This is a genomic window from uncultured Arthrobacter sp. (genome assembly GCF_964021775.1).
Classification (GTDB): Bacteria; Actinomycetota; Actinomycetes; order Actinomycetales; family Micrococcaceae; genus Arthrobacter.
Genome location: NZ_CAXHZI010000033.1, coordinates 1 through 20,664, shown reverse-complemented (window position 1 = coordinate 20,664; position 20,664 = coordinate 1). Strand labels below are relative to the sequence as shown.

At 67.7% G+C, this 20,664-nt stretch carries 17 protein-coding genes and 1 tRNA gene; 4 read left to right on the top strand and 14 right to left on the bottom strand.

Features of this window, described 5'->3' with window-relative positions; translation table 11 throughout:
* Positions 1–27: 27 nt before the first annotated feature.
* From ABIN76_RS17135 to ABIN76_RS17080, 12 genes are all read right to left on the bottom strand, one after another.
* Positions 28–1,140, bottom strand: coding sequence for a branched-chain amino acid aminotransferase (locus ABIN76_RS17135; RefSeq protein WP_346960865.1), 1,113 nt, complete (start codon positions 1,138–1,140; stop codon positions 28–30).
* A 116-nt stretch (positions 1,141–1,256) separates the two neighbouring features.
* Entirely contained in the window at positions 1,257–2,309 is a 1,053-nt protein-coding gene (locus ABIN76_RS17130) for a 3-isopropylmalate dehydrogenase (RefSeq protein ID WP_346960864.1), read from the bottom strand.
* Positions 2,310–2,461: 152 nt separating this feature from the next.
* Positions 2,462–4,021: a methionine--tRNA ligase gene (gene metG / locus ABIN76_RS17125; RefSeq protein WP_346960863.1), complete on the bottom strand. Its 1,560-nt coding sequence runs from the start codon at positions 4,019–4,021 to the stop codon at positions 2,462–2,464.
* Positions 4,022–4,030: 9 nt separating this feature from the next.
* Entirely contained in the window at positions 4,031–4,798 is a 768-nt protein-coding gene (locus tag ABIN76_RS17120; RefSeq protein WP_346960862.1) for an ATP-binding cassette domain-containing protein, read from the bottom strand.
* Positions 4,795–7,584: an FtsX-like permease family protein gene (locus tag ABIN76_RS17115; RefSeq protein ID WP_346960861.1), complete on the bottom strand. Its 2,790-nt coding sequence runs from the start codon at positions 7,582–7,584 to the stop codon at positions 4,795–4,797. Before ABIN76_RS17115 ends, ABIN76_RS17120 begins: the two co-directional genes overlap by 4 nt.
* A 202-nt stretch (positions 7,585–7,786) precedes the next feature.
* A complete protein-coding gene (gene serA / locus ABIN76_RS17110; protein ID WP_346960860.1) occupies positions 7,787–9,382 on the bottom strand; it encodes a phosphoglycerate dehydrogenase in 1,596 nt (531 codons plus the stop codon).
* Between the two features lie 144 nt (positions 9,383–9,526).
* Positions 9,527–10,552, bottom strand: coding sequence for a ketol-acid reductoisomerase (gene ilvC / locus ABIN76_RS17105; protein WP_346960859.1), 1,026 nt, complete (start codon positions 10,550–10,552; stop codon positions 9,527–9,529).
* Positions 10,553–10,638: 86 nt separating this feature from the next.
* Positions 10,639–11,151: an acetolactate synthase small subunit gene (gene ilvN, locus ABIN76_RS17100; RefSeq protein ID WP_138768975.1), complete on the bottom strand. Its 513-nt coding sequence runs from the start codon at positions 11,149–11,151 to the stop codon at positions 10,639–10,641.
* A 2-nt stretch (positions 11,152–11,153) separates the two neighbouring features.
* Positions 11,154–13,052 (bottom strand): acetolactate synthase large subunit, encoded by a 1,899-nt coding sequence (locus ABIN76_RS17095; RefSeq protein ID WP_346960858.1) that lies wholly within the window; start codon positions 13,050–13,052, stop codon positions 11,154–11,156.
* A 344-nt stretch (positions 13,053–13,396) separates the two neighbouring features.
* On the bottom strand, positions 13,397–15,118 hold the full coding sequence (ilvD, locus tag ABIN76_RS17090) for a dihydroxy-acid dehydratase (RefSeq protein WP_346960857.1): 1,722 nt from the start codon (positions 15,116–15,118) through the stop codon (positions 13,397–13,399).
* Positions 15,119–15,216: 98 nt separating this feature from the next.
* Entirely contained in the window at positions 15,217–15,876 is a 660-nt protein-coding gene (locus ABIN76_RS17085; protein ID WP_346960856.1) for a LysR family transcriptional regulator substrate-binding protein, read from the bottom strand.
* Positions 15,846–16,184 (bottom strand): LysR family transcriptional regulator, encoded by a 339-nt coding sequence (locus ABIN76_RS17080; protein WP_346960855.1) that lies wholly within the window; start codon positions 16,182–16,184, stop codon positions 15,846–15,848. Before ABIN76_RS17080 ends, ABIN76_RS17085 begins: the two co-directional genes overlap by 31 nt.
* 106 nt (positions 16,185–16,290) lie before the next feature.
* Between ABIN76_RS17080 and ABIN76_RS17075 the strand changes: the two genes are divergently transcribed.
* The 3 genes from ABIN76_RS17075 (at position 16,291) to ABIN76_RS17065 (ending at position 18,742) form a co-directional block, all read left to right on the top strand.
* A complete protein-coding gene (locus ABIN76_RS17075) occupies positions 16,291–17,367 on the top strand; it encodes a hypothetical protein (protein WP_346960854.1) in 1,077 nt (358 codons plus the stop codon).
* 2 nt (positions 17,368–17,369) lie between these two features.
* Positions 17,370–18,548 (top strand): PQQ-dependent sugar dehydrogenase, encoded by a 1,179-nt coding sequence (locus ABIN76_RS17070; protein ID WP_346960853.1) that lies wholly within the window; start codon positions 17,370–17,372, stop codon positions 18,546–18,548.
* Positions 18,549–18,666: 118 nt separating this feature from the next.
* Positions 18,667–18,742 (top strand) — tRNA-Lys (locus ABIN76_RS17065).
* 284 nt (positions 18,743–19,026) lie between these two features.
* Here the strand turns inward: ABIN76_RS17065 and ABIN76_RS17060 are convergent.
* Positions 19,027–19,161 (bottom strand): hypothetical protein, encoded by a 135-nt coding sequence (locus ABIN76_RS17060; protein WP_346960852.1) that lies wholly within the window; start codon positions 19,159–19,161, stop codon positions 19,027–19,029.
* Between the two features lie 410 nt (positions 19,162–19,571).
* Positions 19,572–20,045, bottom strand: coding sequence for a MarR family transcriptional regulator (locus ABIN76_RS17055; RefSeq protein WP_346960866.1), 474 nt, complete (start codon positions 20,043–20,045; stop codon positions 19,572–19,574).
* A 94-nt stretch (positions 20,046–20,139) separates the two neighbouring features.
* Between ABIN76_RS17055 and bcp the strand changes: the two genes are divergently transcribed.
* Positions 20,140–20,613 (top strand): thioredoxin-dependent thiol peroxidase, encoded by a 474-nt coding sequence (bcp, locus tag ABIN76_RS17050; RefSeq protein WP_346960851.1) that lies wholly within the window; start codon positions 20,140–20,142, stop codon positions 20,611–20,613.
* The last annotated feature ends 51 nt before the right edge of the window (positions 20,614–20,664 follow it).

Here is a 20,664-nt window from a genome sequence, read left to right as displayed (position 1 = left end):
GGCCGCCGTCGTACGTATCGCCGCGGGCTATGCCAGGCGGGTCAGCCAGCCGTGGGTGTCCTCGACGGTACCGGTCTGGATGCCGAGCAGCTGTTCGCGGATGGCCATGGTGGTCTCACCTGCCTTGGCGTCCTCGGAGCCGATGAACTCGGTCTCGTCCTTTAGCACGCCGATCGGGGTGATCACGGCCGCGGTGCCGCAGGCGAACACCTCGGTGATCTCGCCGGAGGCAACGCCGTCGCGCCACTCATCCAGGGTGATCTTGCGCTCGGTGACCTCGCGGCCCATGTCCCGGGCCACCTGGATCACGGAGGAGCGGGTCACGCCCTCGAGGATGGTGCCGGACAGCGCCGGGGTGACCAGCGAGCCGTCTTTCATCACGAAGAAGACGTTCATGCCGCCCAGTTCCTCGACGGCGTTGTCATTGAACTGATCCAGGAACAGGACCTGCTTGCAGCCGTGGGCCTCGGCCTCCTGCTGGGCAATCAGCGACGCGGCGTAGTTGCCGCCGCACTTCGCCGCGCCGGTGCCGCCGCGGCCGGCGCGGGCGTATTCGCGGGAGATCCAGATCGACACGGGCTTGAGCTCGCCGCCGAAGTAGTTGCCGGCCGGCGATGCGATGACCCGGAAGGACACTTCGCGGGCGGCGCGGACGCCCAGGAACGCCTCCGTGGCGATCATGAAGGGGCGCAGGTAGAGGGCTTCGCCGTCGCCGGAGGGGACCCATTCGCGGTCCACGGAGACGAGTTCGCGGATGGCCGTCAGGAAGTATTCTTCCGGGAGCTCCGGGAGGGCGAGCCGGCGCGCGGACTTGTTCAGCCGGGCGGCGTTGGCCTCGGGGCGGAACGTCCAGATGGAACCGTCGGCGTGGCGGTAGGCCTTGAGCCCCTCAAAGATTTCCTGGCCGTAGTGCAGCACCGCGGCGGAAGGATCCAGCGTGATGGGACCGTAGGGTTCGATTCGTGGATCGTGCCAGCCGCCCTTGCCCTCGGCGTCGACGCTGTAGTCGACGATCGCGGTGTGGTCGGTGAAATAGTCGCCGAATCCCGGGTTGGCCAGGATGGCTGCACGCTCTTGCGCGGACTTCGGGGTCGCCGAGAGCCGCTGGCTGAATTCGACGCCATGGGCAGTCTGGGTCATGGTTCCTCCACGGTCGGCTGCCTGGTGTGTGAACGTGGTTCAACCTCGGACCACGGCAGCATGTTGGTGATTCGAAACAAGCTTACGCCCGATACCACGGCCGCCCGCGGCTGTGGCTAAAGGGCGGCGGCGATCGCGTCGCCTATCGCGGCAGTGCTCCGGAAGCTGCCGTCCCGGCCTTCGACGTCGGCGGCGACGGCCGCCTCGATCTTGCGGGCCGCTGCGGCGTAGCCCAGGTGGTCCAGCAGCAGTGCGGCGGAAAGGATGGCGGCGCTCGGGTCGGCCTTCTGCTGGCCGGCAATGTCCGGGGCCGAGCCGTGGACCGGTTCGAACATGGACGGCGCGGTGCGGTCCATGTTGATGTTGCCCGAGGCTGCCAGGCCGATTCCGCCGGTGATGGCGGCGGCGAGGTCGGTGAGGATGTCGCCGAAGAGGTTGTCCGTGACGATCACGTCGAAGCGCGCAGGGTCGGTGACCATAAAGATGGTGGCGGCGTCCACGTGCAGGTAGTCGTGGCTGACCTCCGGGAACTCCTGCGCCACGGCCTCCACGGTCCGCTTCCAGAGGTGCCCGGCGAAGACCAGGACGTTGTGCTTGTGCACCAAGGTGAGCTTTTTGCGCGGCCGTTCGTTGGCGCGGCGGAAGGCATCGCGGACCACTCGCTCCACGCCGTGGGCGGTGTTCAGCGAGACCTCGGTGGCCACCTCGTGCGGGGTGCCGGCCCGGAGTGTGCCGCCGTTGCCGACGTAGGGGCCCTCGGTGCCTTCGCGGACCACGATGAAGTCAACGTTCCCGGGGTTCGCGAGCGGGCTGCCGACGCCGGGGTAGAGCCGGGAGGGGCGCAGGTTCACATAGTGGTCCAGGCTGAAGCGCAGTTTGAGCAGGAGCTCGCGTTCGATGATGCCGGAGGGGATCCGGGTGTCGCCGGGGGCCGCGCCCACCGCACCGAAGAGAATGGCGTCGCGCGTGCGCAGGTCCGCCAGGGTTTCCTCCGGCAGGGTCTCCCCCGTTTCCAGCCAGTGCTGGGCGCCGAGCTGGTAGTGCGTCTGCTGCAGGTCGATGCCTTCGGCGGCGGCGGCCTTCTCCAGGACCTTTAGCGCCTCGGCGGTGACTTCCGGGCCAATGCCGTCGCCGGGGATAACTGCCAGATCAATGGTGGATGCGCTCATGGATTCAGCGTAGCCAAGGAATCCACATGCTGGTCAACTTGTCTCATTATTCGAACGCCCGCTCCCCTTAACAACCGCGATGTGGCATTTCGCGGCAATGTCCGGCGGGAACATTGGCACGAAATGCCACCTCGGCGGTGGAATAAAAGGCCCTACGCCTCGGCGGGCTCCTCGTACTTGGGGAACACCGGGGCCGGGGCGGGCAGCGGCGTGCCGGCCTCGATGGGCGTGTCCAGGGCCGCGAAGTCGCGGGCGTCGCCGTCGGCCTGGCCCAGGGTGTCGAGGATGGCCGCCGTCGCCGCCGGCATCACCGGCTGGGCGAGGATGGCGACGATCCGCAGCACCTCGAGGGTGACGTACAGGACGGTGTTCATCCGCTCGACGTCGGTCTTCCGCAGTACCCACGGCGCCTGCTCGGCGAAGTAGGCGTTGGTGTCGCCGAGGACGTTCCAGATCGCTTCCAGCGCGCGGCTGAACTCCTGCTTCTCGAACGCGGCCCGGGCGATGTCCAGCAGGCCTTTGGCCTGGCCTAGCAGCGCGGCGTCCTCGGCGCTGAAGCCGGCCGGAACGGGCACGCGGCCCTCGCAGTTCTTGGCGACCATGGAGAGCGAGCGCTGCGCGAGGTTGCCGAAGTTGTTCGCCAGGTCCGAGTTCATCCGGCCGACAATCGCGTCGTGGCTATAGTTGCCGTCGGCGCCGAAGGGGACCTCGCGGAGCAGGAAGAACCGGACCTGGTCCAGGCCGTACTGCGCCACCCAGTCGGCCGGCGCCACCACGTTGCCCAGCGACTTGGACATCTTGATGCCCTGGTTGTGCAGGTGGCCGTGGATCATCACGCGCTTGGGCAGTTCCAACCCGGCGGACATCAGGAACGCCGGCCAGTACACGGCGTGGAACCGGGAGATGTCCTTGCCGATCACGTGGACGTCCGCGGGCCAGTACTTCCGGAAGCTCTCCGAGTCCGTGTCCGGGAAGCCCACGCCGGTCAGGTAGTTAGTCAGCGCGTCCACCCAGACGTACATCACGTGGTCCGGGTTGCCCGGGACCGGCACTCCCCAGTTGAAGGAGGTGCGGCTGATCGAGAGGTCCTCGAGGCCGCCCTTGACGAAGCTGATGACCTCGTTGAAGCGGCTGTGCGGGGCGCCGAAGTCGGGCTGGTCCGCATACAGTGCCAGCAGCCGGTCCTGGTAGGCCGAGAGCTTGAAGAAGTAGCTCTCCTCCTCCGTCCAGGTCACCTCGGTGCCGGTTTCGGAGGCGTAGCGGATCCCGTCCTCGCGGACCTCGGTCTCGTCCTCGACGAAGTAGCGCTCGTCGCGGACCGAGTACCAGCCGGCGTACTTGGACAGGTAGATGTCCCCGTTGGCTTCCATCCGCTGCCAGAGCGCCTTGGCGGCCTCGTAGTGGTCCGGGTCCGTGGTGCGGATGAAGCGGCTGAGCGAGATGCCCAGGTCATCGCTCATCTGCCGGAACGCGGCCGAGTTGCGGTCGGCAAGCTCCTTGACCGGGATGCCTTCCTTTTCCGCCGTCTGCTGCATCTTCAGGCCGTGCTCGTCCGTGCCGGTCATAAAGAAGACGTCGTAGCCGTCCAGCCGCTTGAACCGCGCCATGGCGTCGGTGGCGATGACCTCATAGGCGTGCCCGATGTGCGGCACGCCGTTGGGGTAGCTGATAGCCGTGGTGATGTAGAACGGGGTTTTTTCGGAAAGCGTCACGTTATTAACCTAGATCAGTTCGGTCAGGGTATCGCTCTGGCGCACGAGTTCGTGGTCGTGTGAAGCGACCAGGACGGCGATGCCGTCCGACGTCGTGTCCTTGAGGATGCTGATGATGCGGTTGGCCGAGGTGCGGTCCAGGCTCGCGGTGGGCTCGTCGACCACCAGCACGCGGGTGCCGAGGATCAGGGCCCGGGCGATCGCGACGCGCTGGCGTTCGCCGCCGGAGAGCTGGGCGGGACGGTGCCGCATGCGCCGGCCCAGGCCCACGAGGTCCAGCAGGTCCTTGGCCATGTCGCGGCGCTGTTCGACCTCGCCGTCGGGCACGGCCGGGAGCAGCACGTTCTCAAGTGCGCTCATTCCGTCGATCAGGGCACCGCCCTGGTCGACGTAGCCGATCAGCGCCCGGCGGCGGTCCGCGATTTCGTCGTCGCCCATGGTTTCGAGCGAGTCGCCTTCCCAGAACACCCGGCCCGACGTCGGCAGGGTCAGGCCCGCGCCGACGGTCAGGATGCTGGTCTTGCCCGAGCCGGAGCGGCCGGCGACGCAGTGCATTTCGCCGGCGTGCAGCGTCATGTTGAAGTCGTCGACGACGTTGACCGCCTCGGCGCCGCCCTTGCCGCCGCCGTAATGGATGGTGATGTTGCTCAGTTCCAGCGGCGTGGCGTGGTCCGTGGCCTTCACGATCGTGTTGGCGCGGGTCTGGTGGCCGCCGTTCCCGGTGCTCTCCGGCATCCGGTTCCGGGCCGCCCTGGTCAGGTTCAGCTCGTTAGTCATTGGACCACTTTCGTTGCAATCGGAATCCAGCAAAGTACAGCCACCAGTCCGGCGATTCCGGCCCAGAGTGCGGCATAGGGGGCGAGGAGCAGACCGATGCCCAGGGCACCAATGACACCCAGCGGCAGTGCGATGGCTCCCACCATGGCGTTTTCGAAGAAGCGGACCTGGCCCAGCATGTCCGGGTTCCAGCCCATGGCCTGCAGGATGCCGAGGTACTGGCGTTTGGCGCCCAGCTCGAAGCGGCCGGTGACCATGGTCAGCAGCAGGCCCACGGCCACCCCGGAGACGCCCAGGATGATGCTCGGCAGCGCGATGCTGGCCGCTGCGACGCCGCTGAGGGCGCTGGCGCCGGCGGCGCGGGGGATGTCGATCAGCAGGGCGGCGAGACCGCCCACCGCGGCGCCGAAGACGCCGACGGCCACGGCCAGGGAGCCGGTGTTGAACTTGTTCGTGCTCAGCTGCCGGCTGGCGAAGGTCAGCGGCGAGTCGACGGGGATGAGCCGCTCATCGTGCTGCGGTTCCTGGTCGATGACCTCGCGGTGCCGCAGCTGCTGGGCCGCGAAGAACGCTGCGCCGCAGTACAGGACCAGCACCGAGGCGGAGACCACCGCGGTGGCCGGGTTCCAGCTGATCAGGCTCAGGGCGATGCCGGCGACGGCCAGCAAGGCGGCGCCGACGCCGAACTCGGCGAGCACCCAGGACCGGATCTTGCGCTGCGTCCAGCCCATCGCCCGCAGCGTTCCGGCTTCGCGGCGGCGCTTGCGGACGTAGCTGACCGTGGAGGCGCCGGTGAGCAGGGCCGCCCCGCACAGGGTCAGGAAGAGCAGGGTCAGGTTGGTGCCGGTCAGGGAGCCGGAGACCGCGTCGGCGGCGTCCTGGCGGACCCACGACTGCTGCACGGTGCCCAGCGGCGACTCCTTGCCGGCGTCGTCCTTGGAGTAGCCGGGCACAAAGATGCTGGCGTCCTCGCGGGCGGAGCCCGCCACCACGGTGGCCTGCAGGCCCATGTCGCGGATCTCGTTGGCGAGCTTCTCGACCTCGGGCTGGGCCTGCTTCCAGCTGCCCTCGACGTTGGCGCGGACGCGCACAGCGTCAATCACGGAGGCGTTCTTCTCGTAGCCGCGGGCGGCGGCCAGGCCGTAGTAATCGGTAATGGCGCCGGCCGACTGGCTGACCAGGCCGGTGCCGCTGAGCGAGGGCTTGAGCATTGCGGGCTCGACGTCCTTGCCGTCTGCATCCTTGGTGAGGGTCATCGGCGTCGGGTCGTAGCCGCCGAGCGGCAGGCGGTTGACGTCACCGGCGGCTTCCTGGACCTTGGCGGGGTCGAACGTGCCGTAGACCATGGCGAGCGGCGTGGCAGGCTTCTTGCCGGTGGCGAGGTTGTCCCGGTAGGACCGCTCGTCCACCGGGGTGCGCTGGGTCTGGTCCACCGGGGCGTCGTTGGCGCCCTTTTCCGGCAGCCGGTTCACGGTGACCCAGTCACCCGGGACCGCGGACTTGTCGACGGCGCCGTTGCCTGCGGTTTTGCCGTCCTTGTACTTGGGGGCGGCGGCGAAGTCGGTGCTCCAGGTTGCGGGGTTGTAGAGGCCCTGGCCGAAGGTGCCGGTGTCCCCCAGCAGCTTGGATAGGTCCTTGGACCCGGGCCAGGCCAGGGCGAACGGGGATTTGGAGACGAAGGGCAGGTAGTCCTTGTCCAGCGAGCGGGTGACGGTGCCGACATCCTTGGTGACGTTGCCGGCGTCGTCGATTTCCTCGATCTTGACGGAGTACTTGAGGTCCAGGGACGTGCCGGAGCGGACGATCAGCGGGATCGCCTGCGAATCCGCGGTCAGCTGCCCGGCGCGCTTGGCCTGCTGGTACTGGGTCATCAGCGGAGCCCAGTACTTGAGCTTGACGCCCAAGAAGTCGGGGCCTTCCTTGAGCTGTTCCATGCTGATGCCGTTGGTGAAGAGGCTCTCGAAGTGGCGGCCGATCGCGCCGGCGTTGCGGGCGTCGGCCGGCGGCGCCTTCTCCAGCGGTGCGAGGAAGTCGCCGGCGCCGCCCAGGAGCGCACGTTCGGAGACCGGGTCGACGGCGACGACGGACTCGGTCACCTGCGGGGCCAGCGGCAGCGACACGGAGAGGTTGAAGAGGTTGTGCTCGGAGCCGCCGGCGGGGGCGGGGAACTTGATCCCGGTTTCCCCGTCCGGGCCCGCGATCCGGACGTTCTTGCCGCCGGCGACTTCCTCTTCGACGAGCTTGGCTTTGCCGACGGAGCCTTCGGCGCTGGTTTTGAAGAGGGTCTGTTCGGATTTGCCGTCCGAGCTCACTGCGCTGGCGGTGAGGCGGTACTTCTTGGCCGTGTCGCTCAGCACGGACTCGGCGGCGGGCCATTTGGCGGGGTCGGTGGCGCTGGGGTCACCGGCGGTGCCGGCGAGGCCGGCGTTGTAGCCGAGGTAGTCGGTGGCGTCCAGGCGCGGCGACTCGAGGTTCTGCGAGACGCGGGAGACCAGGCTGATCGGGGCCGCGACCGAGGTGCCGGAAAGCTTGCGGATGGAATCCAGCTGGTCGAAGCTGATGCCGCCCTGGCCGGTAGCGATCTCGGGCTGCATCAAGCCGCCGTTGTCCTCCGCCTTGGCCTGGACGAGGATGTCATAGAGCCCGCGGGAGTTCTGGTCGACGGTGCGGTTCAGCGCGGCCTGCGACTGGCCCTGGACCAGGACGGACAGGCACATGGCCACGATCAAAATGGACGCGGTCAGCAAAAGCACTCTGCTTCTGATGAACCTCTGGACGGCGTTCATTGGGCTCCTGAAAGCTGGATTGCGTGCGCACGCCGCAGTTCATTCCGCGCGGAAATGAAGGCGTCCCGGCCGGGCGTGCAAAAGTAAAGGCCGGTCTGCCGGCCAAATCCGAAATTTCGGACCTAGCCATTGTACGCAGACCGGCCGCCCATTCATGGCCGCCTGCGGCGGTGTTGCCGCCACAGGCTGCCACGCCGGGGACTTAGTCTTCGAGGTCCACTTCGCGGACCATTTCGGCGCCGATTCCGGCCTTGATCGCTTCGAGGACCTGCTGGGGCACGGAGCTGTCGATGGTCAGCAGCGCGAGCACCTGACCGCCCTCGGCCTGGCGGGCCACCTGCATGCCGGCGATGTTGATGTTGTTCATGCCCAGGATGTGGCCGATGGTGCCGATCACGCCGGGTCGGTCCGAGTAGGCCACCACCACGAGGTGCTCGCTGATCGGGATTTCGACCTCGAAGCCGTTGATCCCGACCAGCTTCTGGATCTGCTTGGGCCCGGTCAGGGTTCCGGCCACCGAGATCTGGGAGCCGTCGCTCAGGGCCCCGCGCAGGGTCAGGACGTTGCGGTAGGACTCCGTGTCGGGGGTGGTGATGAGCCGGACGTTGATGCCGCGCTGCTCGGCGATCACCGGGGCGTTGACGTAGGAGACCTGCTCGGTCACGACGTCGGCGAAGATGCCCTTGAGGGCGGCGAGTTCGAGCACCTTGACGTCCAGCGAGGAGATCTCGCCGGCCACCTCCACGTCGAACTGCGTCAGCGAGGCGTGGGTCATCGCGGTGAAGATCCGGCCCAGCTTCTCGATCAGCGCGATGCCGGGGCGCACGTCCGGGGCGATGACGCCGCCGGCGACGTTCACGGCGTCGGGCACGAGTTCGCCGGCCAGAGCCTGGCGGACGGACCTGGCGACGGAGACGCCGGCCTTTTCCTGCGCCTCGTCGGTGGAGGCGCCCAGGTGCGGGGTCACCACGACGTTGTCCAGCTTGAAGAACGGCAGGTCGGTGCTGGGCTCCTTGACGAACACGTCGACGCCGGCGCCGGCGATCTCGCCGGACTGCAGCGCGGTGTACAGGGCTTCCTCGTCCACCAGGCCGCCGCGGGCGACGTTGACGACGTAGGCGGTGCTCTTCATTTTCTTGAACGCCTCGGCGCCGAGCATGCCGACGGTCTCGGGCGTCTTGGGCATGTGGATGGTGATGAAGTCCGACTGGGCCAGCAGTTCGTCCAGGGTCACCAGCTGCACACCGAGCTGGGCGGCGCGGGCGGAGGTGATGTAGGGGTCGTACGCGAGGATCTTGGTGTCGAAGCCCTTCAGGCGGGCAGCGACGAGGGCGCCGATCCGGCCGAGGCCGATGATGCCGATCTTCTTCTCGAACAGCTCGGTACCGGTGTACTTGGAGCGCTTCCACTCGCCGTCCTTGAGCGCGGCCGAGGCCTGCGGGATGTGGCGGGCGAGGCTGAGGATGTGGCCGACGGTGAGTTCGGCGGCGGAGACGATGTTCGACGTCGGGGCGTTGACCACCATCACGCCGGCCTGCGTGGCGGATTTGATGTCAACGTTGTCCAGGCCGACCCCGGCGCGGGCGATCACCTTGAGGTTCTTGGCCGCGGCGATGGCCTCGGCGTCCACCTGGGTGGCGGAGCGGATCAGGATCGCGTCGACGTCGGCGATCGCGGAGAGCAGCTGGGAACGGTCGGCGCCGTCGGTCTGGCGGATTTCGAAGTCCGGGCCGAGGGCCTCGATCGTGGCGGGCGAAAGTTCCTCAGCGAGGAGTACGACAGGTTTGGTGCTTGTCACCGGTGACCTCTTTAGCTCTCTTGTATATCAGGTGGGGATTTTGGAACGTTGGGTGGTGAACGGTGATGTCCTTTCGGCTGCTGCGCTCGTTCCTCACGCAACAACGCAGCCTTCAAGGACACCGCCGCCCACCACCACCGGGATCTAGCGGGCTACTGATCCTTCGGTGTAGTCGTCTTCGTTCTTGATCCAGGAGAAGAGCTTGCGCAGTTCGCGGCCGGTGGCCTCGATCGGGTGGTCCTCGCCCTTCTTGCGCAGGGCCTTGAACTCGGGGGCGCCGGCGTCCTGGTCGTCGATAAAGCGCTTGGCGAAGGTGCCGTCCTGGATGTCCTTCAGGACTGCCTTCATGTTTTCCTTCACCTCGGGGGTGATGACCCGCGGGCCGGAGACGTAGTCGCCGTATTCCGCGGTGTCGGAGACGCTCCAGCGCTGCTTGGCGATGCCGCCCTCGACCATCAGGTCCACGATCAGCTTGAGCTCGTGCAGCACCTCGAAGTAGGCCACCTCGGGCTTGTAGCCGGCTTCGGTCAGGGTCTCGAAGCCGTACATGATCAGCTGCGAGGCGCCGCCGCAGAGGACTGCCTGCTCGCCGAAGAGGTCGGTTTCGGTCTCTTCGGTGAAGGTGGTCTCAATGACACCGGCACGGGTGCCGCCGATCGCCTTGGCGTAGGACAGGGCCAGTTCCTTGGCCTTGCCGGACGCGTTCTGCTCGACGGCGATCAGGTCCGGCACGCCGCGGCCGGCTTCGAACTCGCGGCGCACAATGTGGCCCGGGCCCTTCGGGGCGACCAGGGCGACGTCGACATCGGCCGGCGGCTGGATGTAGCCGTAACGGATGTTGAACCCGTGGCCGAAGAACAGGGCGTCGCCGGCCTGCAGGTTCGGGGCGATGTCCTCGGCGTAGACGTGGCGCTGGACCTGGTCCGGGGTGAGGATCATGATCAGGTCCGCTTCGGCGGTGGCGTCGGCGACGTTGAGGACACGCAGGCCCTCGGCCTCGGCCTTGGCGCGGGACTTGGAGTCTTCCTTCAGGCCGACGCGGACGTCAACACCGGAATCGCGCAGGCTGAGGGCGTGGGCGTGGCCCTGGGAGCCGTAACCGATGACGGCGACGGTGCGGCCCTGGATGATCGACAGGTCGGCGTCGTCGTCGTAGAACATTTCAGTCACTGGGGTGTCTCCTTTGATGGATTCTTTGGTGTTGTCTGGTGAAAATCGAAAATGATGTTGGTGGTGCTGCGGGCCCGGCGCGCCTTTTAGGCGGAGCGCAGGGCCCGGTCGCTCATGGAGCGGGACCCGCGGCCGACGGCCAGGGTGCCGGACTGCACGATTTCGCGGACGCCGAAGGGCTCCAGCACGGAAAGCAGTGCCGTGAGCTTGTCGGGGTGGCCCGTGGCCTCAATGACGACCGACTCGGTGGAGACGTCGACCACTGAGGCGCGGAACAGGTCGGCCGCCTGGGTGACCTGCAGCCGGGTTGCGGCATCCGCACGTACCTTGACCAGGATGTGGTCGCGCTGTACGGAAGATTCGGGGGTGAGCTCGACAATCTTGATCACGTTGATCAGCTTGTTCAGCTGCTTGGTGACCTGTTCGATCAGCTCGCCGTCGGCGTCGACGACGACCGTCATCCGGGAGATGCCCGGAACCTCGGTCGGGCCGACGGCCAGGGAGTTGATGTTGAAGGCGCGGCGGGCGAAGAGGCTGGCGACGCGGGTCAGCACACCGGGCTTGTCTTCGACCAGAACGGAGAGTGTGTGGCGGGTCATGTTCAGTCCTCTTCTTCCCAGTCCGGGGTCATGTTGCGGGCAACCTGGATCTGGTCGTTGCTGACTCCGGCGGGAACCATCGGCCACACCATGGAGTTGGGGCTGACAACGAAGTCGATCACGACGGGGCGGTCGTTGATTGCCAGGGCCTGCTGGATGGTGGCGTCAATGTCCTCGTCGCGTTCACAGCGGAAGGACGCGCAGCCGTAGGCGTCCGCCAGCTTGACGAAGTCCGGGATCCGGACGGTGTCATGGCCGGTGTTGAGGTCGGTGTTGGAGTAGCGGCCCTCGTAGAAGAGGGTCTGCCACTGCCGCACCATGCCGAGGGAGGAATTGTTGATCACGGCGACCTTGATCGGGATCTTGTTGATCGCGCAGGTGGCCAGTTCCTGGTTCGTCATCTGGAAGCAGCCATCGCCGTCGATCGCCCAGACCACCCGGTCCGGCTCCCCCACCTTGGCGCCCATGGCGGCGGGAACGGCGTAGCCCATGGTGCCGGCCCCGCCGGAGTTGAGCCAGGCGTGCGGGCGTTCGTACTTGATGAACTGCGAGGCCCACATCTGGTGCTGGCCGACGCCGGCGACGTAGACGCCCTCGGGTCCGGTGAGTGCACCGATCCGTTCGATCACGCGCTGCGGCGCGCTGAGGCCGTCCTCAGGTTCGGTCCAGCCCAGCGGGTAGGTCTCCTTGAGGTTGTTCAGGAAGGCCCACCAGTTGGTGAGGTCCGGGGTTCCGGAGGCTTCGAACTGCAGGCGCAGCGCGTCGGTCAGTTCCGGGATGATCTCCTTGACCGAGCCCACGATCGGAACGTCGGCGGTGCGGTTCTTGGAGATTTCCGCCGGGTCGATGTCCGCGTGGATGACCTTGGCGTTCGGGGCGAAGGACTTCAGGATGCCGGTGACCCGGTCGTCGAAGCGTGCACCGAGGGTGATCAGCAGGTCGGACTGCTGCAGCGCGGTCACGGCCGACACCGCCCCGTGCATGCCCGGCATGCCGACGTGCTGCGGGTGCGAGTCCGGGAAAACGCCCCGGGCCATCAGCGTGGTGACCACGGGTGCGCCGGAGAGTTCGGCCAGTTCCCGCAGTTCCGCGGATGCGTGGGCCTTGACCACGCCGCCGCCGACGTACAGCACCGGCTTGCTGGCGGCCGCGATCAGCCGGGCGGCCTCACGGACCTGCTTGCTGTGGCCGCGGACCACCGGCCGGTAGCCGGGCAGGTCGATCTTGGGCGGCCAGGAGAACGTCATCTGGCCCTGCTGGGCATCCTTGGCGACGTCCACCAGGACGGGGCCGGGGCGCCCGGTCGAGGCAAGGTGGAACGCCTCGGCCATCACGTGCGGGATGTCGTTGGGGTCGGTGACCAGGAAGGAATGCTTGGTGATCGGCATGGTGATGCCGACGATGTCCGCTTCCTGGAACGCGTCGGTGCCAATGACTCCGCTGGAGACCTGGCCGGTGATGGCCACCATCGGCACGGAGTCCATGTGGGCGTCCATGATGGCGGTGACGAGGTTGGTGGCACCGGGGCCCGAGGTGGCGATGCAGACGCCAACCCGTCCGGTGACCATGGCATAGCCTTGCGCGGCGTGGCCGGCTCCCTGTTCGTGGCGGACCAGAATGTGGTTCAGTTTGGAGGCCATCAAGGGGTCATAGGTGGGCAGGATTGCGCCACCGGGAAGACCAAAAATGTCCTGGACGCCGAGTTCTTCGAGCGCGCGGACAATTGCTTGCGAGCCGGTCATCACCGTCGGGGGTACGACGTTGTTCGGCCCAAGGACGGGAGAGGCAGCAGCATGCTCGACGCCGGCGTCGGCCGGGCGTTCGAGGCGTTCCGGAGCCTTGTGGGCTCCAGCGGACTTTGTGGCCATCAGCGAGGGGCTGATCGGCGATCCTTTGCTCATCGGACTCTTCCTTTGGTGGATCTGCGGGTGGATCTTCGGCGATCTGGGTACTGCGGGACATACATATTGCTGGTGGTGCTGGTGGTACGGAAATAAAAAAACCCCTCAGCCTGGCGGCTCTTCGAGGGGTTTGCGCGTGACGGTTCGTTACCAGTGGAGGCTATGGAGCCACGCGCTTGGTAAGTACGACGACGCCGCCGGCGGTAACGATCTCGATCATGCGTTCAGTTTTCCCTCTTACTGAGACAGGTGTCAACGAGCCTGCGCCATGTCTCAGTATATGGACAGCACTGTCCACTAGTTGGGAACCGGGAGGCGGCCCAGGCCGCCTCCCGGTTCCGGTATTACCCGCAGTAGGCGCCCGTGGAGGCGCTGTGCACGAGCTTGGCGTACTTGGCCAGCACACCCTTGGTGAACTTGGCCGGCAGCGGCTCCCAGCCCACCTTGCGCGCTTCGAGCTCGGCCTCGTCGACCAGCAGGTCGAAGGTGCGGGCTGCGATGTCGACGCGGATCCGGTCGCCGTCCTTGACGAAGGCGATGGGGCCGCCGTCGACCGCTTCCGGGGCGACGTGGCCGATGCACAGGCCGGTGGTCCCGCCGGAGAAGCGGCCGTCCGTGAGCAGCAGCACATCCTTGCCCAGGCCTGCACCCTTGATGGCGCCGGTGATCGCGAGCATTTCGCGCATGCCCGGACCGCCCTTGGGGCCTTCGTAACGGATGACGACGACGTCGCCGGCCTTGATCTGGCCCTTATCCAGCGCGTCCAGCGCGCCCTGTTCGCGCTCGAAGACGCGGGCGGTGCCCTCGAAGACGTCGGCGTCGAAGCCGGCACTCTTGACGACGGCGCCTTCCGGAGCCATCGAGCCGTGCAGGATTGTGATGCCGCCGGTCTTGTGGATCGGGTTGTCCATGGCGCGGAGTACCTTGCCGTCCGGATCCGGCGGGTTGATCGAGGCCAGATTCTCGGCCACGGTCTTGCCGGTGACGGTGAGGCAGTCGCCGTGCAGCAGTCCGGCGTCGAGCAGTGCCTTCATGATGACCGGAACACCGCCGATCTTGTCGACGTCGGTCATCACGTAGCGGCCGAACGGCTTGAGGTCGCCGAGGTGCGGGATCCGGTCGCCGATCCGGTTGAAGTCGTCCAGGGTGAGCTCCACCTCGGCCTCGCGGGCGATGGCGAGCAGGTGCAGCACCGCGTTGGTGGAGCCGCCGAAGGCCATGGTCACGGCGATCGCGTTCTCGAAGGCCTTCTTGGTCATGATGTCCCGGGCGGTGATGCCCAGGCGCAGCAGGTTGACGACGGCCTCGCCGGACTTGTGCGCGAACACATCACGGCGCCGGTCGGCCGAGGGCGGAGCAGCGGAGCCCGGGAGGGACATGCCCAGGGCCTCGCCGATGCAGGCCATGGTGTTGGCGGTGTACATGCCGCCGCAGGCGCCTTCGCCCGGGCAGATGGCTTTTTCGATGCGGTCCAGGTCCTCGCGGCTCATCTTGCCGGCGGCGCAGGCGCCCACGGCCTCGAAGGCGTCGATCAGCGTGACTTCCTTCTCCGAGCCGTCCTCAAGCTTGACCCAACCGGGCATGATGGAGCCGGCGTAGAGGAAGACGCTGGAGAGGTCCAGGCGGGCGGCTGCCATCAGCATGCCGGGCAGGGACTTGTCACAGCCGGCCAGCAGCACGGAGCCGTCGATCCGTTCGGCCTGCATCACGGTCTCCACCGAGTCCGCAATGACTTCGCGGGAGACCAGGGAGAAGTGCATGCCCTCGTGGCCCATGGAGATGCCGTCGGAAACGGAGATGGTGCCGAACTGCATCGGGAACCCGCCGCCGGCGAACACGCCTTCCTTGGCGCCCTGGGCCAGCCGGTTCAGCGAAAGGTTGCAGGGAGTGATTTCATTCCAGGAACTCGCCACGCCCACCTGGGGCTTGGCGAAGTCGTCGTCGCCCATGCCGACCGCCCGGAACATGCCGCGCGCGGGCGCCGCGTGGATTCCGTCGGTAACGACCCGGCTGCGGGGTTTGATGTCCGGCGTGGTTTCTGTCGCTGTTTGGGTGTCGTCACTCATGGCTCAAAGTCTAGGGCTCCGCCGTCGGCAGCAACGAGCCGGATAGGCTCATTAAGCCTAAAACCGGGAATATTTCGCCCAAATAGTGGACATTCGTCTCATTCTTCGGACATGCGGCCGGCTTGAGCTTCATTTCCGTGAGCCGCATCACGCAGTTCCGGCGCCTCGGCCACCGCCTGGGCCTCCGTTTTGAGCATCGAGAGCACCCGCTGGATGGTGGTCCGGGCCGCGGCCTCGGGCCGGGCGAGCGCCACGATGCTGCGGCTGGCTTTGACGCCGGTGAGCGGGCGCAGCACGAACCCTTTCCCTTGGTTTTTCAGGGCGGTGTAGCGCGGCAGCAGGCTGAGCCCGTGGCCGGCGCTGACCAGGGCTTCCAGCACTCGCAGGTCCGGGAAGAGCTGCGCCCGCAGTGCCGGGGAATCAGCCTGCATCTCAATCTGGCGCAGCACGGTGTCGAAGGGGAAACCGTCGGGCACCCCCATCCAGGGGAATCCGACGACGTCCTGGGCGCTGAGCGTCGCCTTGCCGGCCAGCGCATGGTGGGCCGGCACGGCCACGTCCAGCGGTTCGTCCAGGAGCGGAATCACCTGAAGTCCCTGGCGGGCGAAGACTTCGGGCCCGTCGACGCTGTGGGCCAGCACAATGTCATAGTCCGCGGCCAGGGCGGCAAACCCGGCGACCCCGGGATCCTCGAAGTGCGCCTCGAACCGGAGGCCGTCGATCTCCTTCACCCGGTGCAGCAGTCCCGGCAGGAACATTTCCGCGGCACTCGGAAAGAAGGCCGCCTTGATCCGGGTCTGCCAGCCGAGCGGTAGGTGTCGATGGTGGCCTCGGCGCGGGCCATCGCGGTGGACACCTCCGCCGCCGCACCGGCCATGGCCAGCCCCGCTTCAGTCAGCCGCACTCCCCTGCCCGACTTCTCGACCAGGACCACACCGAGCTCGTCCTGCAGGGTCTTGAGCTGCTGCGAGACGGCCGACGGTGTCACCCGCATCGCCTCCGCCGTAGCGCCCACGGTGCCGCGGTCGGCCAGCTCGCGGAGAATCCGCAGTCGCTTGAAATCCATCCAGCGAGGCTACACGGGGCGGCGGCGGGAACGCTGGACAGCCGCGTCGGGCCGGACGTAACGTCAAGCAACGGCAACCCTGCCGCCTGGACAGAAGGATTCGGCTATGGATTGGATTATCTGGCTCATCGTCATCGTGGTGATTGTCGGCGTCGTTTGGTGGCTGCTGAACCGCAACAATGCCCGCAGTGGCGCTGGGACCTCGCCATCCACGGGGGCGGGAACCGACGCCTCCCGCCACACTCCGGACAACCGGGAAAGCCACGACGGCGCCCTGTCCGGCGGGACCGCCGCCGCATCGGCCGCCGCTGCCGCCACCACGGGGATGCCGTCCGCCGCCGGATTCGGCAACGCCGAGCCGGTGCCGCCCACCACCGCCGACGACGACGCCGCGGCCGCCAGCGCGCCGGCCCGCGCCGCCGATGCAAAGGGCAGAGCTGCAGAGGCCGCCGACGCCGATCGCACCGACGTCGGCGGCGCCGACGTCGGGGGCGCGCCTGCAGGGGGTACCGAGGTCGAGGGCGCCGCTGCCGGTTCCGCCCCCGCGGGGGCAGCCGACGGCGGTGCCGAGTGGGAGACCCAGTGGTCGGAGACACCGCCTGCCGAGGAACACGTCCCGCACCACGACCTTTCCCATGGCGCCCACGGGGCGCACGTAGCCCACGACCACCATGCCCACGGCGAGGCGTCCGGGACCGCGGAAAGCCCCGCCGCCGGTGCGGGCGGAGCGGGTGCCACAACAGCCGCAGCCGCAGCCGTACCAGGGCAGCAGCCGGCCGGGACTCCCCGCGTACACCACGCCGAATACACCGAGCCGCACGCCCCCACTCTTCCCGGCGCGGAATCCGCGGCCGCCGAGGCCGCCGACATCGAAACGGCGCAGGCGGCCTCCTCGGCAGCCCTCACCGAGGGCGCGGCCAGCCACGCCGCGGCACCCGCCGAACACGCTGCGGCACCCGCCGGGCACCTGGCCGTGGAGCAGCCGTACGGCGAAGGGTCGGCGGCGCCGGCCCCGGACGGCAGCGGCCCGGAGGGGTTCACCGTCAAGGGGAACGCCTCGTCGATGATCTACCACGATGAGACCAGCCCCTCGTACGAGGAAACCCGTGCCGAAGTCTGGTTCCTTTCCGCGGCCCACGCCGAGGCGGCGGGTTTCCGGCCGCCGCGCCGGTCACGGCTGTAGCCATGTCCCCGCGGTCGTCACGGCGCTCCGTCCTGGCGGCGGCGGCGGCGGCGGTGTCGCTGGCGGCGGCAGGCTGCTCCGGCACCCCGGCCGCTCCCCCATCGGCCATCAGCCCGCCCGGCGGCACCGCCGGCAGCCAGTCCGCTCCGGGGGCGACCGGCGGGGCCACGAGCAGCCCTCCCGGCGGCACAGCCGGCAGCAGCCCGGCCGGCCCGGTGGCGCCGCGGGTCGCCGCCCGGATCAATGCGGGGCTGACGCTGCCCTGGTCAACGGTGTTCCTGCCGGATGGCACTGCACTCATTTCGGAGCGGGACAGCGCACTGCTGAAGTCATTGCCGCCGGGCGGAAACGGCCCCGCCGCCACGGTGGGCAAGGTGCCCGGCGTCGTCCCCGGCGGCGAAGGCGGCCTGCTGGGGCTGGCCCTGTCCCCCGACGCCGGGACGGTCCGGTATCTCTACGCCTACTTCACCGCCGAGTCGGACAACCGGATCGCCCGCTTCCGGCTCGGCGCCGACGGCCGCCCGGACCTCGGCGCTCCCGAGTTGGTCTTTTCCGGGATCCCCAAGGCGGGAACGCACAACGGGGGCCGCATCCGGTTCGGACCGGACGGCTATCTGTACGTCGGAACCGGCGATGCCAGGCGCAGCGGCGATCCCCAGGACCGCAACGCCCTGGGCGGCAAGATCCTCCGCCTGACCCCCGAGGGGAAGCCTGCACCCGGCAATCCATTCGACGATAACCCCGTGTTCAGCCTGGGGCACCGCAACGTCCAGGGGCTCGACTGGGACAGCGCCGGACGGCTGTGGGCCAGCGAATTCGGCCCGGACGTCAACGATGAACTGAACCTGATTGTCCCCGGCGGCAACTACGGCTGGCCGGAGGTGACCGGCGCCCCGCACCGCACGGGGTTCCGCGACGCCAAGGTGGTGTGGCCTTCGACGGCGGACTCCTCGCCCAGCGGGCTTGAAATCATCGGCGACACGGCCTACCTGGGAGCGCTCCGCGGCGAACGGATCTGGAAGGTTCCGCTGCGTGGGGAGTTCGCGGCCGACCCTGTGGCCTATTTCACACGCGAATACGGCCGGATCCGCGACGTTGCACTGGCTCCGGACGGGCGGCTCTGGGCCCTGAGCAACGGCCAAAACCCTGCTTTCGTGCTGGTTTTGGAGGTCCCCCGCTAGCCGGCAGGCACCGCCTGCAGCCCGATTTCACACTGCACCAAAACTCGTGTAGAGTTTCATGTCGTTGCGGAGAACACCGCGGGAAATAAAAAGCCCGCGGGGAACGAAAACAACAGCTGCACCTCTAGCTCAACTGGCAGAGCAATTGACTCTTAATCAATGGGTTCCGGGTTCGAGTCCCGGGGGGTGCACCACCGAAGAAACCCCGTCCGGCAGGCTGAAAAGCTTGCCGGACGGGGTTTTCTTTTTGCCCCAAGCCGTTCACCGTGCCGCGGACTGCCTGGGTAGCGCGTTTCAGCTTCGCGCGCCCCGGTCCGCCGGCGCTCCTGCCCAGTTCATCCGCAGGGGTCCCACGCAACTTTGCAGCAATCCGCGGGCCGCTGGGCTGCCCGCGGGGCTGCGATGGCGAACAACTGGGCGGGAACCTCGGGCGCGGGCTGCAAGTGTCCCGCAGCAGGCTAGTGGGGTTAAGCCGGCACTACCTGCGCTCGGCCGACGCGAAGTGGAAGTGGATCGGCAGCGCGAGCTGGATCGGGGATGCGCCGACCGGCTCGTCGAGCAGCTCGTTGATCGAGGTCTGCCCTTCGAGCTCCGCGGTCAGGTGCGCTTCCATGCTTTTGATCCTATGTCCGGCCTGCGCCCGGCCCGGTGATGGACACGGGCCGCGCCGCGTCACGGAGAAGCGGTGCCAGACGCCCGGGATAGGGGGCTGGCAGGGTTCCGGGCACAGCCCGGGTAAATGCCCCTAGCGTTCCGCCGGTGATTCCGTGTGGGGGTCGCAGTCTTCACAGAAGACAGCTACGGCAGATCCGCCGCAGCATTGGCAATGATGCTCCAAGGACCTGGGTTCGAGGACGTACCTAGTCATGGCCCCATGCTCGCCCAGCGGGGCAGGCTTGACCCCAGTAGCGTGTACTCGTTTCCCGGGCCCGAACAGGCGGGTCCCGGTACGTAGCGGCAACCGCCGGGTCCGGTACAGGCCCAGGTAGCGCAAGCTAATTGAGGCGAACAGGCGCCATCAGCCTAGTTGGCGTCGGCGGACACGCCCGGTTCCACGGCGGTGACAATGGCTTTCGCCTCCGTGGTGGACATCCGGTTGGCCAGCTCGCGGACCACGGACTGCAGCTCGTGCCGCAGCGAGTCGGGGTCGATCGAGGCAGCAGCCAGGACCGAGCGCTCCATATCCGCGGCTGCGACGACGGCATCACGGCCGCGATCGGTCAGGGTCACGACGTGGCTCCGGCGGTCAGAGGCGCTGCGCTCCCGGGAGATGTGGCCATGCGCCTCGAGCCGGCTCAGCGTCTTGCCCATGGTCTGGGCTTGGACGCGGACCAGCTGCGCCAATTGCGCTTGCGTCATGGGTCCGTTGGCGGAGAGCACTTCCATGGCGATGACCCCGGCATGGGTAAGGCCAATGGCCCCCAGCTTCTCGTTCCAGGAGTGTTCCACAAGGCGTGCTGCCGTTGACAATAGGCGGCCCGTGGGCCAGCGATCCATATCAGGCATACCCAAGAGTATAACGATTGTCGGATTCGTCGACCGCTCCTGCGCTCACTAGGCTGGAATTTCGCACATTTGTCAAGGAGGAATAATGCCCGAACGACTCGTTCCCGGAGACGACGCACCTGACTTCCAGCTGTTGGACTCAACAGGACGCGAGGTCAGCCTGCGGGACTTCCACGGCCGGAACACCGTGGTCTACTTCTACCCCGCGGCGGCCACTCCTGGATGCACCAAGGAGGCCTGCGACTTCCGCGACTCGCTGGCAGCCCTGCAACGGGCAGGCTACGACGTCGTCGGCATCTCCCCCGACCCGGTCGAAAAGCTCGCCGGCTTCGCGGCGGCTGAACGGCTCACCTTCCCGCTGCTCTCCGATCCGGACCATGCGGTGGCCGAGGCCTACGCGGCGTGGGGTGAAAAGAAAAACTACGGCCGCACCTACGACGGGCTCATTCGTTCCACCGTGGTGGTCGGCCCCGACGGCAAAGTCGCCCTGGCGCAGTACAACGTGCGCGCCACCGGCCACGTCGCCAAGCTGCTGCGCGACCTCAAGCTCGAGGTCTAGATGTACTAACCCGGGACGTTAGTGACGCGGCTGGCGGGTGAGGCGCCTTTG